Source organism: Microbacterium awajiense (assembly GCF_039536545.1).
Lineage (GTDB): Bacteria > Actinomycetota > Actinomycetes > Actinomycetales > Microbacteriaceae > Microbacterium > Microbacterium awajiense.
Window position 1 is genome coordinate 428,144 of record NZ_BAAAYU010000001.1, and the last position, 16,078, is coordinate 444,221.

The window sequence follows — 16,078 nt, forward strand, 5'->3', positions numbered from 1 at the left end:
GCCCGGGCGCGGGAGCGGGATCTCACGCAGGGGTGCCGGCGAGTTCGCGCGCAGCGAGCACGCGCTCGTCGCGTGTCTTGATTCCCGGCTCGTTCTCACGGAACAGGGCATACAGCGGCGCGGCGACGAACAGCGTCGAGTACGCGGCGACGATCGTGCCGACGAAGATCGACAGCGAGATGTCGGTCAGCGTCTGAGCGCCGAGCCAGAGCGCGCCGATGAACAGGATCGCCGCCGTCGGCAGCGCGGCGACGACCGTGGTGTTGATCGAGCGGATCAGGGTCTGGTTCACCGCGAGGTTGACGGACTCGCCGAACGTTCGACCCGACACTTCTCCGTCCTCGCTCGTGTTCTCCCTGATCTTGTCGAACACGACAGTCGTGTCATAGAGCGCGTAGGACAGAATCGTCAGGAATCCGATGACGGCGGCGGGCGAGATCTCGAAGCCGAACAGCGCGTACACGCCGATCGTGATGACCAGCACGTCCACGAGGCCCAGGATCGCGGCCGTCGACATCTTCCACGTGCGGAAGTAGATGGCGAGGATCAGGAAGGTGAGGGCGAGGAAGATCGCCAGGCCCCACAGCGACTGCCGGGTCACGTCCTGACCCCAACTGGGCCCGATGAACGAGGACGTCACCTCTGCGATCGGCACATCGTAGACATCGGCGAGTTCCTGCGAGACATCACGGGTCTCGGCGTCCGTCAGCTGATCCGTCTGCACGCGCACCGCGGTGTCGCCGATCGTGGTGACCTTCGTCGTCGCGCCGGGAACGACCGACTGCACGGCCTCGGTCGCCAGGGACTGGTCGGGGCTGGTGACGCCGGAGACGGTGAACTGCGAGCCGCCGGTGAACTCGATCGAGAACTGGATCGGGCGTACGAGCGGCACCAGCGCGGAGCCGATCACGAGGATCGCCGCGATGATGAACCACAGCTTGCGCCGCCCCACGAAGGGGAAGGAGGTCTTGCCGGTGTAGAGGTCGTTGCCGAGCTGGCTCATGGAGCGCATCAGTCGTCTCCCTCCTTCGCCGTGGTGGGCTTTCGGCCGTCATCGGCCCCTGCTGCTGCCAACTCCGCCTGCTTGCGCTCGGCGATCGTCTGGCGGCGCGCCGCCTCGCCGCGCGACTTGGCGCTGCGGCGTCCGGCGCCGCCGGTGGTCGTGGGCACCGGTGCACGGAACTGCGCGCGGCCGCGGTAGACGGCCCCCAGAGCCGCCGGGTCCATCCCCGACAGCGGATGCCCGGAGCCGAAGAACTTCGTCCGCGCAAGCAGCTGCATGACCGGGTGCGTGAACAGGATGAAGATCAGGACGTCGATGGCCGTGGTCAGACCCAGCGTGAAGGCGAACCCCTTCACCGTGGCGTCCGCGAGGATGTAGAGCACCACGGCGGCGAGCACGTTGATCGACTTCGAGATGTAGATGGTGCGCTTCGCGCGGTTCCACCCATCCTCGACGGCGCCCGTGATCGACTTGCCGTCGCGCAGCTCGTCTCGGATGCGTTCGAAGTAGACGATGAACGAGTCGGCGGTGAACCCGATCGCGACGATGAGTCCGGCCACGCCCGCGAGCGACAGGCGGAAGCCGATCCGCCACGCCAGGATGCAGATGGTGACGTAGGTGAGCACCGCCATCACCGCGAGCGAGGCGATGATGATGAAGCCCAGTGCCCGGTAGACGATCAGCGAGTAGATGGCGACGAGCGCGAGACCGATGAGGCCCGCGATGAGGCCGATCTGCAGCTGCTGCGAGCCGAGGGTGGCCGAGATCGTGTCCGAGCTGACGACCTCGAAGCTGAGCGGCAGCGCGCCGTACTTGAGCTGGTCTGCGAGGACCTGCGCGGTCTCCTGCGTGAAGCTGCCGGTGATGCTCGGTTTGCCATCGAGGATCACGCCGTTCATCGAGGGAGCAGAAAGCACGTAGCCGTCCAGGACGAACGCGAACTGGTCGAGCGGCGGCTCGGCACCGTAGAGGCGCTGACTGATCTCGCCGAACACCTGTGTGCCCTGCTCGTCGAACGTGAGGTTCACCGCCCAGCGACCCGTGGTCTGCTCCATGCCGAACGTGGCGTCGCTGATCGACGAGCCATCCAGCTCGACGGGGCCGAGGATGTACTTGACCGTCGTGTCGGGGTCGCACGTGATCAGCGGCTCGTCGACCGGGGCGGCGGCGGGGTCGTTGTCGGGATCGCTGCAGTCGTAGGCGAGGTATTCGGCCCACAGTGCTTCGGTGATCCAGTTCTGGTCGCTGCCGTTGGTCGGTGCGATCGTCGGAGTCGACTCCAGAGTCGGGTCGGGTGTGGGGTAGGGCGTTTCCTCGCCGTCCTCGCCGACGAAGGTGTTCGCCGGGGCCCCGGTGAACAGGACCGCGCGCAGCTGCAGCTGCGCGGACGCCTCGATCCGCTCGCGGGTCTGCTCGTCGGCCGTTCCGGGGATCTGCACGACGATGTTGCGACCGCCCTCGGTCGTGACATCCGCTTCACCGACGCCCGAGGCGTCGACGCGCTGGCGGATGATCGTCACGGCTTGGTTCATCTGCTCCGCTGACGGTGCGGCACCGTCTTCGGTCTGCGCTTCGAGGATGATCTGCGTTCCACCCTGCAGGTCGAGCGCGAGTTCGGGCGCCCAGCTGCTGGCGTTGAACACGTAGACGCCGAGGGCATTGATGCCGAACAGGACGGCCGTGGTCACCAGCAGTCCGGTGAGCGCGCGCCAGGCATGACGAACGGGGGTGGGTGTGGCCACGATTCAGCCTTCGAGTGGGGGGCGAGAGGGTGTCAGGCCGACTTCGAGCCGGTGTCGGAGTCCGGGTCGGTGCCCGGCTCCGCATCGGCCGTGGGCTCACCCGGCTCGACGGCGTCGGTCTCGTCGATCGATTCGATCGCCGGCGCGTCCGAGATCGGCTCATCGTCCGTGGGGGTCACGACGCGCAGGATCGCCTGGCTGTGCACCTCGATCTCGACACCCGGCGCGATCTCGACGGTCGCGGGCTGGTCGAGGTTGTCGGGGTCGAACGCGATGATGGTGCCGTACAGGCCTCCCTGCAGCATGACGCGTGCACCGGGCACGGTCTGGCGCGCCTTCTGCTCCTGCTCGAGCTTCTGCCGCTGCATACGGCGACGCGAGCTCCAGAACATGAAGACGAGCAGGGCGCCGAGCAGAAGGATGAGTCCGTACTGCTGGAAGAAGACGGCGAATTCCATGGAGGCGTTGGACCTTTCGGGTCAGGCGCGCCAGGCGGCACTGCCGGTGAGGGGAAAGACGAGGGGCGGAAAGCCTTCAGTGATTATAGGTCATCGAATGTGAAGGCCCCGTCGGGGTGCGCCACGCCCAGGTGGGCGTAGGCCTCGGGGGTGGCCACCCGGCCGCGAGGAGTGCGGCCCATGAATCCGATGCGCACCAGGTAGGGCTCCACGACGGACTCGATGGTCTCGGCCTCTTCGCCGACGGCGACCGACAACGTGCCCAGACCGACCGGTCCGCCGCGGAAGCGGCGAACGAGTGCGTCGAGGACGGCGCGGTCGAGTCGATCGAGACCTATCGCGTCGACGTCGTAGAGGTCGAGCGCCCGATCGACCGTCGCGATGTCGGCCGCCGTGCCGTCGCCGTGGACGACCAGGTAGTCACGCACGCGGCGCAGCAGGCGGTTCGCGATGCGCGGCGTGCCACGGGATCGACGCGCGATCTCGGCGCGCGCCCGCGCGGGCATTTCGACACCCAGTCGCGCGGCTGACCGCGCGATCACCTGCTCGAGTTCGGCGGCGTCGTAGAACTCGAGGTGGGCGGTGAAGCCGAATCGATCGCGCAGCGGATTCGGGAGCAGACCCGATCGTGTCGTCGCTCCGACCAACGTGAAGGGTGCCAGGTCCAACGGGATGCTCGTGGCGCCCGCGCCTTTGCCCACCATGATGTCGATGCGGAAGTCCTCCATCGCGAGGTAGAGCATCTCCTCCGCCGAACGTGCCATGCGGTGCACTTCATCGATGAACAGCACTTCGCCCGGCGTGAGGCTCGACAGCAGGGCGGCCAGATCGCCCGCGTGCTGGATCGCGGGTCCGCTCGACAGCCGCAGCGGCCGATCGCTCTCGTGGGCGACGATCATGGCCAGCGTGGTCTTGCCGAGCCCGGGTGGTCCCGACAGCAGGATGTGATCGGCCGGACGCTGCTGGATGCGTGCGGCGTCGAGCAGCAGCTGAAGCTGGCCGCGCACCTTCTGCTGACCCACGAACTCCGCGAGGGATGTCGGGCGCAGGGCGCCCTCGATCGCGAGCTCGGTCTCATCGATCGGCTCGCCGGCGTCGCGATGCTCATCCACCGGCCGGCTCCTTCCTCGCGGGGCCCAGCACCGAGAGCGTGAGCCGCAGCAGCGCCTGCACCGACGCGCGATCTGCGTCGGAGGCATCCTCGGCAACCGATGCGACCGCTTCTGCGGCGGTGCGTTCCGACCATCCCAGCCCGACGAGCGCGACCGCGACCTGGTCGCGCACCGCGCTCCCGCCGCCGTTCGATATCGCCGCGGCAGTGGCCGCGGGTGCGGCGAGCTTCCCCGTGAGCTGCACGACGATGAGCTTCGCGGTCTTGGGCCCGATCCCCGAGACGCGGCGGAACGGGGCGTCGTCGCCGTCGGCCACTGCCGCGGCGATCTGATCGACGCTGAGGGTCGACAGCACTCCGAGCGCCGACTTCGGCCCGACACCGGTCACGCCGAGAAGATGCGTGAAGACGGACAGCTCCTCGCGTGACGCGAAGCCGAACAGCGACAGCGCGTCCTCGCGCACGATCAGGGTGGTGTGCAGCATCGCGGTATCGCCCACATGCGTCGACCTCGTGACCGCCACGGGGACGGCGACGGAGAGCCCGACGCCACCGACATCGACGACGACGGCGTCGCCGTCGATGTGGAGCACTGTGCCGCGCACCGAGGAGATCATGGACCGAGCCTACGGAGCGGTTCGCAGTTTTGTTCGAGCGACACGCTCAACGACGGGCGAGTCGCTCGGCCTCGGCCCACGCGCGCTGCGCCGGCGTGGCCACGGCGGCCGTCCCGACCGTGGGCCCGCGGCGCCAGGCGTGGCACAGTGCGAGCGCGAGGGCATCGGCGGCATCCGCCGGCTTGGGTGGCTCATCCAGTCGAAGGATGCGCGCGACCATCGCTTGGACCTGACGCTTGTCGGCGGCGCCGTACCCGGTGATGGCGGCCTTGACCTCGGTCGGCGTGTGGGTCGCCGCAGGCAGGCCGCGCTCCCCCGCGACCAGCAGCGCGATGCCGCTGGCCTGGGCGGTTCCCATCACGGTCTGGCGGTTGTGCTGTGCGAAGACGCGCTCGACGGCGACGACGGCGGGAGCGTGCGCGTCGATGACGGCGCGGATCCCCGACGCGATCGTGGCCAGGCGGGTCTCGATGGCCGCCGTGGGGTCGGAGCGCACGACACCGACGTGGACCAGCGTCGCGGATCGATCGGACGCCACATCGACGACGCCGATGCCGCACCGGGTGAGGCCGGGGTCGATTCCCAGCACTCGCACCGTTCCGCGCCGCGCACTCGTCACCCCGTCACGCTAGGCGACGGGTGCGGTCGAGACGACCAGGCGCGCCCGGATGCCGGCTACTCCTCGTCGCCCTCGAGCTCCGCCTGCACCTCGGCGGAGAGATCGAAGTTCGAGAAGACGTTCTGCACGTCGTCGGAGTCCTCGAGCGCGTCGATGAGGCGGAAGATCCTGCGGGCGGTGTCGGCGTCGATCTCGACTTTGAGGTTCGGGACGAATTCCACATCCGCCGACTCGTAGTCGATCCCCGCATCCTGCAGCGCGGTGCGGACGGCGACCATGTCGGTCGCCTCGGTGACGACCTCGAACCCCTGCGCGTGCGGCTCGACCTCTTCGGCGCCGGCGTCGAGCACCGCGAGCATCACATCGTCTTCGGTCGTCTCCTCTCCGGAGACCACGATGACGCCCTTGCGGGTGAAGTTGTAGGCGACGCTGCCCGGGTCGGCGAGGGTGCCTCCATTGCGCGTGAGGGCGGTGCGCACCTCGGCGGCAGCGCGATTGCGGTTGTCGGTGAGGCACTCGATCATCAGCGCGACGCCATTGGGGCCATAGCCCTCGTAGACGATCGTCTGGTACTCGACGGCGTCGCCCGAGATCCCGGCGCCGCGCTTGATCGCGCGATCGATGTTGTCGTTGGGAACCGAGGTCTTCTTGGCCTTCTGAACCGCGTCGTACAGGGTCGGGTTGCCTGCGAGGTCGGCACCGCCGAGTTTGGCGGCGACCTCGATGTTCTTGATGAGCTTGGCGAACGACTTCGCACGGCGCGCGTCGATGACGGCCTTCTTGTGCTTGGTCGTCGCCCACTTGGAGTGGCCGGACATGCGGTCGAGTCTACCGGCGCTCTCAGAGCGCGAATTCGAAGCCGAAACGCGACGAGAGCAGGGCGACGAGGTCGCGCGGCACCTTGGAGAGGTACGCCGGCGCGGGTACGAGGGTGTCGGCCGCTCCGATGAACGGGAAGTACACGGGACCGTCGGTCCACGATTCGACCTCGTCGCGGATGGCGACGATCTCGCCGCCGATGCGGCGCAGCGCCGACAGCGAGATCGGTGTCGCGAGCCGCAGGGTGTCCGACACCGGCATGCGCCAGTGCGTCATCGACTCGCCCCGCCGGTCACGTGTCTCCTCGCCGAGCGGACCGAGGACGCGTCCCCATGCCGCGATACCCTGCACCGAGAGCGTGCGGTCCCACACGAACAGCGTGTCGCCGGGCGCAGTCGCGCTCACCAGCTCGTGCGACCACTCGAACCGCCGGTCATCCGCGGACTTCGGCGCCGACAGAGCGTCGCCCACGACGCCACCGGATGGAGCGATCAGCCAGTAGCGCTCCTCGGGGCGATCCGTCCACCAGTCGTTGATCGCCATGCGTTCGAATGTAGTCCGTGCGGACGGCGGGGCGTCAGGCTGAACGGACCGTGTCGAGGAACAGCCGGTGGAAGCGATGTTCGCCGGTGACCTCGGGGTGGAAGGACGTGCCGAGGAGCGCACCCGATCTCACGGCCACCACGCGTCCGTCGTCGAGGGCGGCGAGGGTCTCGACGCCCTCGCCGGTCTGCTCGACCGAAGGCGCGCGGATGAACACGGCGTGCACGGGCGGCTCGCCGAGCACCGGCACGTCGAGGTCGGTCTCGAACGAGTCGACCTGGCTGCCGAAGGCGTTCCGCCGCACCGTGACATCCAGTCCCCCGAACGTGTCCTGCCCCTCGATGCCGTCGGTGATCCGATCGGCGAGCATGATGAGGCCCGCGCAGGTGCCGTACACCGGCATGCCGGCCGCGATGGCCTCCCGCACGGGCTGCTGCATCCCGAACGCACGCGACAGCTTGTCCATGACGCTCGACTCGCCGCCGGGGATCACAAGCCCTTCGACGGCCGCGAGTTCGAACGGCCGCCGGACCAGCTCGACGTCGGCACCCAGATCCGCCAGCACACGCGCGTGCTCGCGGACATCGCCCTGCAGGGACAGGACGCCGACGCGGGGACGCGCCGCCACCCGACTACCAGCCGCGCTCGGCCAGGCGGTGCGGAGCGGCCAGGTCGGCCACGTTGATGCCGACCATCGCCTCACCGAGACCGCGCGACACGTCGGCGATGACCTTGGCGTCGTCGTAGAACGTGGTGGCCTTGACGATCGCCGCGGCGCGCTGTGCGGGGTTGCCCGACTTGAAGATCCCCGAGCCGACGAACACGCCGTCCGCGCCGAGCTGCATCATCATCGCGGCGTCCGCAGGAGTGGCCACGCCGCCTGCGACGAAGAGCACGACAGGCAGCGTGCCGGTCTCGGCGACCTCTGCCACGAGCTCGTAGGGCGCCTGCAGTTCCTTTGCGGCGACGTACAGTTCGTCCTTGGTCATCGAGCGCAGGTGGTTGATCTCTCCCGAGATCTTGCGGATGTGCTTCGTGGCCTCAGAGACGTCTCCGGTTCCGGCCTCGCCCTTGCTGCGGATCATGGCGGCGCCCTCGTTGATGCGTCGCAGTGCCTCGCCGAGGTTGGTGGCGCCGCACACGAACGGCACCGTGAAGCCGAACTTGTCGATGTGGTTGACGTAGTCGGCGGGCGAGAGGACCTCCGACTCGTCGATGTAATCGACGCCCAGCTCCTGCAGCACCTGGGCTTCGACGAAGTGACCGATCCGGGCCTTGGCCATCACGGGGATCGAGACCGACGCGATGATGTCGTCGATGAGATCCGGGTCGCTCATGCGTGCGACGCCGCCCTGGCTGCGGATGTCGGCGGGGACCCGCTCGAGAGCCATGACGGCGACGGCCCCGGCGTCTTCGGCGATCCTGGCCTGCTCGGCGGTGACGACGTCCATGATGACGCCGCCCTTGAGCATTTCGGCGAGGCCGCGCTTGACACGGCTCGAACCCGTCTCGGCTGTGGTCACGATGAATCCCTTCCGTTGCGCTGCGCGCGTGCTGGATCGAACAATCAATCGATTGGCCTAGGCCAAAAGATAGCATGGTCGCACGAGCTGCCCGGATAGGTGAAGGACGGTGACATGGACCTCGACATCAGCGGTCGGTCCGCGACCGAGATCGCCGAGAGCCTGCGCGCCCTCGTCGAGCGGGGAACGCTCGCGCCGGGCGAGTTGCTGCCACCGGTGCGCACCCTCGCCGAGTCGCTGGGGGTGAACCGCAACACGGTCGTCGCCGCCTATCGTCAGCTCGCCCAGGCGGGCGTGCTGGTCAGCCGAGGGCGCGGGGGAACGCGGGTCGCCGACCGTGCACCGGTCGCGCAGGAGGGCTACGCCGTGGACAGCGTGTTGCGCGACATCGGCACGGGAAACCCCGATCCCGACCTCATCCCCGATCCGTCCCCGCTTCTCGCCGGGATCGTCGGGCGACCGGTGCTGTACGGCGAGCCGGTCATCGACCCCGGTCTCGAGCGATGGGCGCGAGCGTGGATGTCGGACGGCGGCGCCGCACCGGATCGGCTGCAGCTGACCGTCACCAGTGGGGCCGCCGATGCCGTCGAGCGCCTCCTCGCCCAGTCCCTCACCCGTGACGACGCAGTGGCGCTCGAGGACCCGTGCTTCCTGGCGAGCATCCACACCGTTCGACTCGGCGGATACCGCCCGGTCCCCGTCGCCGTCGACGCCGAGGGCATGACCGTCGCGGGATTGAAGGCCGCTCTCGCCGAGGGGGTGCGGGCCGTGGTGTGCACACCACGCGCACAGAACCCCACGGGCGCGAGCCTGAGCGCCCGGCGAGCGGCAGACCTTCGAGCGGTGCTGAGCGACCACCCGTACGTCCTGGTGATCGAAGACGACCACTTCTCGGCGCTCAGCCGTCACCCCTACCACTCCCTCATCGGACCGCAGCACGAGCGGTGGGCCCGGATCCGATCGGTGTCGAAGTTCCTCGGCCCCGACATGTGCCTGGCCGTCGTCGCGTCCGACGGCGAGACGGCCGACCGGCTCGCGATGCGTCTCACCCCCGGCACGACGTGGGTGAGCCACCTCCTCCAGCGGCTCACGTGCGCGCTGATGACCGATCCCGGCGTGATCGCGTCCATCCAGGACGCCGGCGCGCACTACGCCGAGCGCAACGCCGCGTTCGCCCGACGACTCGCCGCGCACGGCATCCCGGTGCAGGTCGGTGACGGGTTGAACGTGTGGGTGGGGCTCCCGGTCCCTGCGCGCGCCGTGGCCGAGCAGCTGATGCGGCGCGGCTGGCTGGCACGCGGTGGCGACGACTTCCAGCCGACCGGCGACACGGCATCCACGCATGTGCGACTCACCGTGCACGACCTCGACGACGAGGAGGCGGAGCACCTCGCCGGCGACCTCGCCGCGGCCGTCAGGGCGGTGGGAGCGACCCTGGGCAGCGCGAACGTGCTCGCCGCACCACGGATGGGATGATCGAGCGGTGAAGATCCTTTCCATCCAGTCCGCCGTCGCTCACGGCCACGTCGGCAACTCCGCGGCCGTCTTCCCGCTGCAGCGCATCGGCGTCGAGGTCCTCCCCGTGTACACGGTGAACTTCTCGAACCACACGGGGTACGGGGCATGGCGCGGACCACTCATCGCCCCCGACGACGTCCATGAGGTGATCCTCGGCATCGAGGAGCGCGGCGTCCTCCCCCAGATCGATGTCGTACTCAGCGGATATCAGGGAGGCGAGGGAATCGCCGATGTGATCCTCGACGCGGTCGCCCGGGTGAAGGCCGCGAACCCTGCCGCCGTCTACGCGTGCGATCCCGTGATGGGCAATGCGAAGAGCGGATGCTTCGTGGCCCCCGCGATTCCCGTCCTGCTGCGCGATCGCGTCGTGCCGGCGGCCGACATCATCACCCCGAACCAGTTCGAGCTCGGCTTCCTCACCGGCACCGAGCCGGCGGACCTGGCCTCGACCCTCGCAGCAGCCGACCTTGCGCGTGCGAGCGGCCCCGCAACCGTGCTGGTCACCAGCGTCGAGAGGCCGGACGCGCCCGACGGCACCATCGAGATGCTCGCCGTCACGGACGACGGTGCGTGGATCGTGCAGACGCCGCGGATCCCGATGAAGGCGAACGGCTCGGGCGACGTCACCGCCGCGCTGTTCACCGCGCACCTCGCCCGCAGCGGTGACGCGGCCGACGCGCTCGCCCGAGCGACCTCGAGCGTCTTCGATCTGCTCTCGCTCACCCACCGCTCGGGCGAGCGGGAACTCCAGCTCATCGAGGCGCAGGAGGCGTACGCGCACCCGCGCATGCAGTTCGAGGTCGAACAGGTGCGCTGACGCCTCGGCACCGCACGCGTGCCCGTCTGCTAGGAGGGCCACGCCTCGGCGATGGCGTCGCGCACCTCGCCGAGCAACTGCGGAAGCGCCTTGGTCCTCGCGATGATCGGAAAGAAGTTCGCGTCGGTCGCCCAGCGCGGAACCACGTGCTGATGCAGGTGGCCGTCGACGCCGGCGCCCGCGACACGGCCCTGGTTCATCCCGATGTTGAATCCATCGCACTTCGACACGCTGCGCAGCACCCGCATGGCCTGCTGGGTGAGCGCGGCGATCTCGGCGGTCTCGGCGTCCGTCGCCTCGTCGTACAGCGACACGTGACGGTACGGACACACGAGCAGGTGGCCCGAGTTGTACGGGAAGAGATTGAGCAGCACGTACGCCGAGTCGCCGCGCGCGACGATCAGACCGTCCTGATCGCTCTTGCGAGGGGCCTCGCAGAACGGGCACACCTCGCGCAGCGGCTCGGGCCCGGCCTGGATGTACGCCATGCGATGAGGAGTCCACAGCCGCTGGAACCTGTCGGGCACCCCGGCGAACGCCGCGCCGTCCTCGAGCTCCGCGGCGCCGGTCACGCCAGATCCTCGGCGGTGTCGACGAGGCGTCGCTCGTCGATCGCGCGGCGGATCAGCGCGACCGCTTCGTCGCGCGGCACACCGTTGAGCTGAGTGCCGTCACGGAAACGGAAGGACACCGCGTCGGCCGCACGGTCCTGCTCACCGGCGATGAGCATGATCGGCACCTTGTGGGTGGTGTGGGTGCGGATCTTCTTCTGCATGCGGTCGTCGGCATGATCGACCTCGGCACGGACCCCACCGGCGCGCAGTTCGGAGATGATCCCCGACAGATGGGCGGCGTACTCCTCGGCCACCGGGATGCCCACGACCTGCACCGGCGACAGCCACACCGGGAACGCCCCGGCGTAGTGCTCGAGCAGGATGGCGAAGAACCGTTCGATCGAACCGAACAGCGCTCGGTGGATCATCACCGGGCGATGCTTCTCGCCGTCGGGACCGGTGTACTCGAGCTCGAAGCGCTCGGGCTGGTTGAAGTCGAGCTGGATCGTCGACATCTGCCACGTGCGGCCGATGGCGTCGCGCGCCTGAACCGAGATCTTCGGCCCGTAGAAGGCGGCACCACCCGGGTCCGGAACGAGTTCGAGTCCGGACGCCTCCGCGACTTCGCGCAGCGTCTGCGTCGCCTCCGCCCAGAGGCCGTCGTCGCCGATGAACTTGGGATTGCCCTCCTCCTTCGTCGACAGCTCGAGGTAGAAGTCGTTCAATCCGTAGTCGCGCAGCGTCTGCAGCACGAAGTCGAGGCTGTGGGTGAGCTCATCCTTGACCTGGTCGGCGGTGACGTAGATGTGGGTGTCGTCCTGCGTCATGCCGCGCACGCGGGTGAGCCCCGACAGCGTTCCGCTCTTCTCGTAGCGATAGACGGACCCGAACTCGCTCAGCCGCAGCGGCAGCTCGCGGTAGCTGCGGCCGCGCGACCGGAAGATCAGATTGTGGAACGGGCAGTTCATCGGCTTGAGGTAGTACTCCTGCCCCTGCCGGGTGACGTTGCCCTCTGCATCCACCAGCTCATCCAGCTGCATGGGCGGGTACATGCCCTCGGCGTACCACTGCAGGTGACCGCTGGTGATGAACAGGTCGCCCTTGGTGATGTGCGGACTGTTCACCACGTCGTAGCCGTTCGCGAGCAGCCGCTCGCGCATGTAGCGCTCGATCTCGTAGCGGATGATGCCGCCCTTGGGATGGAACACCGACAGCCCGGGTCCGATCTCGTCGGGGAACGAGAACAGGTCGAGCTCGACGCCGAGCTTGCGGTGATCACGGCGCGCGGCTTCGGCGATGCGCTGCTGATATGCCCGCAATTCATCCTTGGTCGGCCAAGCGGTGCCGTAGATGCGCTGCAGCTGAGGGTTGCGTTCGCTGCCGCGCCAGTACGCGCCTGCGACGCGCGTGAGGTCCCATCCGTTGCCGACCAGCCGGGTGGTGGGCACGTGCGGGCCGCGGCACAGATCCTTCCAGACCGTGACACCGTCGCGATCGACGTTGTCGTAGATCGTGAGTTCGCCCGCGCCGATCTCGGCGGCGGCGCCCTCGGCGGCATCCGCACCCGACCCCGGCCCGCCCTGCAGGCCGATCAGCTCGAGCTTGAAGGGCTCGTCGACGAGTTCGGCGCGCGCCTCGTCGGCGCTCACGACCCGGCGGGTGAAGCGCTGACCCTCGCGGATGATGCGCTCCATCTCCTTCTTGATCGCCTTGAGGTCTTCGGGGGTGAAGGGATCGATCACCCCGAAGTCGTAGTAGAACCCGTCGGCGACGGGCGGGCCGATGCCGAGGTTCGCCTGCGGTCGGATGCGCTGCACCGCCTGGGCGAGCACGTGCGCGGCCGAGTGCCGCAGGATCGAGAGCCCGTCGGCACTGTCCACGGTCACCGGCTCGACGGAGTGCGTCTCGTGAACCGTGGTCGCGAGGTCTCTCAGCTCGCCGTCGACGCGCATCGCGATGACGGATCGGTCGGGGAACAGGGTGAAGCCGTCGGTGGGATAGACGATGTCCGACGGAAGCTCAGCGTCGCTCAAAGGGAACTCTCCAGGTGGTCGGCATCCAGGCTACCGGTCGCCGCGGGCGGCTCCGCGTGTATCACGCGGAGCACCGGATCCTCCTCCACCTCGTGACGAGAGGTGCACCCGCGCAATATGCTGAGCGTCGTCGCGCCCGCACACGTCGTGCCGCCGCGACAGGGCACCACGCAGGACGACCGTGGGGGTCGACATGAGCGAGAGTGGCACCGCCGAGACCTCGGAGCGCGCTGATCGCGCCCGACGTCCGCTGCGCTGCGGCGAGCCGACCGTGTACGAGTACCCGACCGAAGACGGCGTCACACTCCGCCTGACGCGATTCCAGGGCGGCCGGAAAGGACCTGTCATCCTCTCCCCCGGCTTCGGCACCTCGGCCCTGGCCTACACGATCGACACGACTGAGACGAACTATCCCGAGTACCTGTACGAAAGCGGCTACGACGTCTGGGTGCTCGACTACCGCGCCAGCCCCGCGCTCGCCTCGGGCTCGACTCAGTTCACGCTCGACGAGATCGCCCGCTACGACTATCCCGCCACGGTCGAGAAGGTGCGTGCCGAGACGGGCGCCGACGACGTGCAGATCATGGCGCACTGCGTGGGATCGCTGACGATGCTGATGTCGCTGAGTCTCGGTCTGCCGCACGTGCGGTCGGCGGTGGCGTCGCAGCTGACGCTGCACCCTCGTGCGGGCGCACTGAACGAGCTGCGAGCCGGGGTGTACGCGGCGAACGTGATGGATGCGCTCGGAATCGACACCCTCACCACCGAGATCGACGACGACGCCTCCTGGTGGGAACGCCTCTACGACAAGGCTCTGGCGATCTATCCGTCAGGCGACGAACCGTGCGATCGCCCGTTCTGTCGACGGGTGATGTTCATGTACGGCGAGGTGTACGACCATGACCGGCTCAACGAGGCGACGCACGACCACATCGAAGAGGCGTTCGGCGTGGCGAACATCACGACACTCACCCAGATCACCCGCATCCTGCGCGAGGACCACGCCGTATCGGCCGACGGCGAGCACTCCTACGTGGCGGACGCCTCAAGAATGACGACCCCGATCGCCTTCATCCACGGGGAGCACAACCGGCTCTTCCTGCCTGAGGGCAGTCGGCTCACGTACGAGTGGCTGCGCGAGAGCAGCGACCCGGCGCTGTACACGCGCCACGTCATCCCCGACTACTCGCACATGGACTGCTTCATCGGCAAGGACGCCGCGCGCGATGTGTACCCGCTGGTGACAGCACAACTCGACAAGCACAACTGACCCTGGGAGAACCGATGAGCGGCGATGCGACCACCCCGCGCCCCGAACTGGAGGAGCTGTTCGCCTACCCGCTGTTCTCGGCGCTGACCGAGCGTCGCACCCGACGGATCCCGCGAGGGTTCTCGGTCGACGCGGGTCCGTTGGGCCACACGAGCTCCAACGACCCCGCTCCGCTGTCGAAGCTCGAGGAGGCGATACTGGTGACCACCATCGCCGGGATCACGGGTGCGACGACGCACGACGGCCCGCTGACCAAGCCGGACGGTGGCAGTGAATTGGGCACACCCTTCCTCAACATCCTCGCGCGCACGGCGAGCAGCGCCGACAACGCGCAGGCGACGTACTTCTTCATGATCAACGACGACGGGATCTTCCTGGTGCGCCACCCCACCGGAGCGCGTGCCCTCGAGATGGCATCGGATCTGCCGCCGAAGTGGTCGGACTGGTCCGACGCCGACTGGCTCGGGGCCGCCGACGAGTTCCTGGTGCAGGTCTCGGACAAGCGCATGGATTTCCCTCGGGAGTGGCCGTACTACCTGGGGTGGAATGCGCAGGCCTCGAACGCGCCCGGGACGACCCTGTTCTTCCCCGTGGTCGACTGCACGTGGCAGTACATCAACGCGCTGTTGATCCTCGCGTGCGAGCCCGACGGCAAACGCCCGATCTTCGTGGACGACTGGCGGTCCTTCCACCCCGCGTCGCCGTTCGAATGGCTCGCGAAGATCGCGGGCGGCCTCGGATTCTCGGACAAGGTCCCCTATCAGCCGATCGGCGGACTGAAGTGGGTGCGCAACGGCTTCGTGAGCACCGAGAGCAGTGTTCCGCTCGGCTTCGGCGGCGCGTTGCGCACCGACTACGAGGCGTTCTTCTACTTCCAGAACCTCATGCTCGTCGGACAGGCGATGGGGCTCGGCGGATGGATCCACGGTGCCGTGTTCCCGCCCTACATCTGGCAGCAGGCTCCCGAGAAGGGCCGGCACGGCCTCGGCTTCCGACTCGAAGAGCCCAAGAAGCACCGCGCCTGGCCACCTGTGCCGGCCTCGCAGGCGAACCCGGTCGGCATCGACGGCATCCTCGAGAGCCTCACGCCGCCCTACGTCTCGTCGATGGACGAGGCGGTCGATCGCGTGGTCGAGGCCAAGTACTCGGCCACCGGATCGGGGTACGGCAACGAGGGGATCTTCGCGCGTTCGTACAAGGACCCCGCCGACGCCAAGGCCTACGTCGACGCGGGAACCCGATTCGGCCCCAGGCAGATCGAGTACGTCAAAGAGACGTGCAACTACATCTGGGACACCTACGGACGATTCCCCGCCCACGTCGACGCGTTCTACACCCCTGGCATGTGGTTGCAGTTCTCGCACCTCGAGCTCGAGTACTACGAGCGCTTCTTCGACGGTTCGCAGTACACGCGCCAGTCGAGCCACGACGCGCTGTGGCATCCGTGAGGC

16 protein-coding genes are annotated in these 16,078 nt (G+C 68.3%); 4 read left to right on the forward strand and 12 right to left on the reverse strand.

Annotated elements, in window-relative coordinates; all coding sequences use genetic code 11:
* Positions 1-22: 22 nt before the first annotated feature.
* From secF to pdxS, 10 genes are all read right to left on the reverse strand, one after another.
* Positions 23-1,012 carry a protein translocase subunit SecF gene (secF, locus tag ABD663_RS02115; RefSeq protein WP_344736199.1) on the reverse strand — a complete coding sequence of 330 codons (990 nt, stop codon included), beginning with the start codon at positions 1,010-1,012 and terminating at the stop codon, positions 23-25.
* Positions 1,012-2,745, reverse strand: a complete 1,734-nt coding sequence (secD, locus tag ABD663_RS02120) for a protein translocase subunit SecD (protein WP_344736200.1) — start codon at positions 2,743-2,745, stop codon at positions 1,012-1,014. The genes secF and secD overlap by 1 nt, the downstream gene beginning before the upstream one ends.
* Positions 2,746-2,777: 32 nt before the next feature.
* Positions 2,778-3,203 carry a preprotein translocase subunit YajC gene (locus ABD663_RS02125; RefSeq protein WP_344736202.1) on the reverse strand — a complete coding sequence of 142 codons (426 nt, stop codon included), beginning with the start codon at positions 3,201-3,203 and terminating at the stop codon, positions 2,778-2,780.
* 83 nt (positions 3,204-3,286) lie between these two features.
* Positions 3,287-4,315: a Holliday junction branch migration DNA helicase RuvB gene (ruvB, locus tag ABD663_RS02130; RefSeq protein ID WP_344736204.1), complete on the reverse strand. Its 1,029-nt coding sequence runs from the start codon at positions 4,313-4,315 to the stop codon at positions 3,287-3,289.
* Entirely contained in the window at positions 4,308-4,931 is a 624-nt protein-coding gene (gene ruvA / locus ABD663_RS02135; protein WP_344736205.1) for a Holliday junction branch migration protein RuvA, read from the reverse strand. The genes ruvB and ruvA overlap by 8 nt, the downstream gene beginning before the upstream one ends.
* Before the next feature lie 46 nt (positions 4,932-4,977).
* Positions 4,978-5,550, reverse strand: coding sequence for a crossover junction endodeoxyribonuclease RuvC (ruvC, locus tag ABD663_RS02140; protein ID WP_344736206.1), 573 nt, complete (start codon positions 5,548-5,550; stop codon positions 4,978-4,980).
* A gap of 56 nt (positions 5,551-5,606) precedes the next feature.
* Positions 5,607-6,368, reverse strand: coding sequence for a YebC/PmpR family DNA-binding transcriptional regulator (locus ABD663_RS02145; RefSeq protein ID WP_344736207.1), 762 nt, complete (start codon positions 6,366-6,368; stop codon positions 5,607-5,609).
* Positions 6,369-6,390: 22 nt separating this feature from the next.
* Positions 6,391-6,912: a hypothetical protein gene (locus tag ABD663_RS02150; RefSeq protein WP_344736208.1), complete on the reverse strand. Its 522-nt coding sequence runs from the start codon at positions 6,910-6,912 to the stop codon at positions 6,391-6,393.
* Between the two features lie 34 nt (positions 6,913-6,946).
* Positions 6,947-7,540, reverse strand: a complete 594-nt coding sequence (pdxT, locus tag ABD663_RS02155; protein WP_344736209.1) for a pyridoxal 5'-phosphate synthase glutaminase subunit PdxT — start codon at positions 7,538-7,540, stop codon at positions 6,947-6,949.
* 4 nt (positions 7,541-7,544) lie between these two features.
* Positions 7,545-8,435, reverse strand: coding sequence for a pyridoxal 5'-phosphate synthase lyase subunit PdxS (gene pdxS, locus ABD663_RS02160; RefSeq protein WP_344736210.1), 891 nt, complete (start codon positions 8,433-8,435; stop codon positions 7,545-7,547).
* Positions 8,436-8,549: 114 nt separating this feature from the next.
* Here pdxS and ABD663_RS02165 point away from each other — a divergent pair, with 114 nt between their 5' ends.
* Together ABD663_RS02165 and pdxY are read left to right on the forward strand one after the other, a co-directional pair.
* The gene (locus tag ABD663_RS02165; RefSeq protein ID WP_344736211.1) at positions 8,550-9,911 is read left to right on the forward strand and encodes an aminotransferase class I/II-fold pyridoxal phosphate-dependent enzyme; all 1,362 of its coding nucleotides are present in this window, start codon (positions 8,550-8,552) and stop codon (positions 9,909-9,911) included.
* Between the two features lie 7 nt (positions 9,912-9,918).
* Positions 9,919-10,770, forward strand: coding sequence for a pyridoxal kinase PdxY (gene pdxY / locus ABD663_RS02170; protein WP_344736212.1), 852 nt, complete (start codon positions 9,919-9,921; stop codon positions 10,768-10,770).
* A gap of 29 nt (positions 10,771-10,799) precedes the next feature.
* On the opposite strand, the gene ABD663_RS02175 is transcribed toward pdxY, so the two are convergent.
* Together ABD663_RS02175 and thrS are read right to left on the reverse strand one after the other, a co-directional pair.
* On the reverse strand, positions 10,800-11,342 hold the full coding sequence (locus tag ABD663_RS02175) for an HIT family protein (protein ID WP_344736213.1): 543 nt from the start codon (positions 11,340-11,342) through the stop codon (positions 10,800-10,802).
* Positions 11,339-13,276: a threonine--tRNA ligase gene (thrS, locus tag ABD663_RS02180; RefSeq protein ID WP_344736910.1), complete on the reverse strand. Its 1,938-nt coding sequence runs from the start codon at positions 13,274-13,276 to the stop codon at positions 11,339-11,341. Before thrS ends, ABD663_RS02175 begins: the two co-directional genes overlap by 4 nt.
* A gap of 274 nt (positions 13,277-13,550) precedes the next feature.
* Between thrS and ABD663_RS02185 the strand changes: the two genes are divergently transcribed.
* Positions 13,551-14,627: an alpha/beta hydrolase gene (locus ABD663_RS02185; RefSeq protein ID WP_344736214.1), complete on the forward strand. Its 1,077-nt coding sequence runs from the start codon at positions 13,551-13,553 to the stop codon at positions 14,625-14,627.
* A gap of 14 nt (positions 14,628-14,641) precedes the next feature.
* Positions 14,642-16,075, forward strand: coding sequence for a hypothetical protein (locus ABD663_RS02190; RefSeq protein WP_344736215.1), 1,434 nt, complete (start codon positions 14,642-14,644; stop codon positions 16,073-16,075).
* Positions 16,076-16,078: the final 3 nt, after the last annotated feature.

Excerpts from the sequence above, each read along its gene's own strand:
- ABD663_RS02165 (WP_344736211.1), top strand. The coding sequence starts at position 8,550 with ATGGACCTCGACATCAGCGGTCGGTCCGCGACCGAGATCGCCGAGAGC.
- thrS (WP_344736910.1), bottom strand. The coding sequence starts at position 13,276 with ATGCGCGTCGACGGCGAGCTGAGAGACCTCGCGACCACGGTTCACGAG.
- ABD663_RS02125 (WP_344736202.1), bottom strand. The coding sequence starts at position 3,203 with ATGGAATTCGCCGTCTTCTTCCAGCAGTACGGACTCATCCTTCTGCTC.
- ABD663_RS02145 (WP_344736207.1), bottom strand. The coding sequence starts at position 6,368 with ATGTCCGGCCACTCCAAGTGGGCGACGACCAAGCACAAGAAGGCCGTC.
- ABD663_RS02190 (WP_344736215.1), top strand. The coding sequence starts at position 14,642 with ATGAGCGGCGATGCGACCACCCCGCGCCCCGAACTGGAGGAGCTGTTC.
- ABD663_RS02150 (WP_344736208.1), bottom strand. The coding sequence starts at position 6,912 with ATGGCGATCAACGACTGGTGGACGGATCGCCCCGAGGAGCGCTACTGG.
- secF (WP_344736199.1), bottom strand. The coding sequence starts at position 1,012 with ATGCGCTCCATGAGCCAGCTCGGCAACGACCTCTACACCGGCAAGACC.
- ABD663_RS02185 (WP_344736214.1), top strand. The coding sequence starts at position 13,551 with ATGAGCGAGAGTGGCACCGCCGAGACCTCGGAGCGCGCTGATCGCGCC.
- ruvA (WP_344736205.1), bottom strand. The coding sequence starts at position 4,931 with ATGATCTCCTCGGTGCGCGGCACAGTGCTCCACATCGACGGCGACGCC.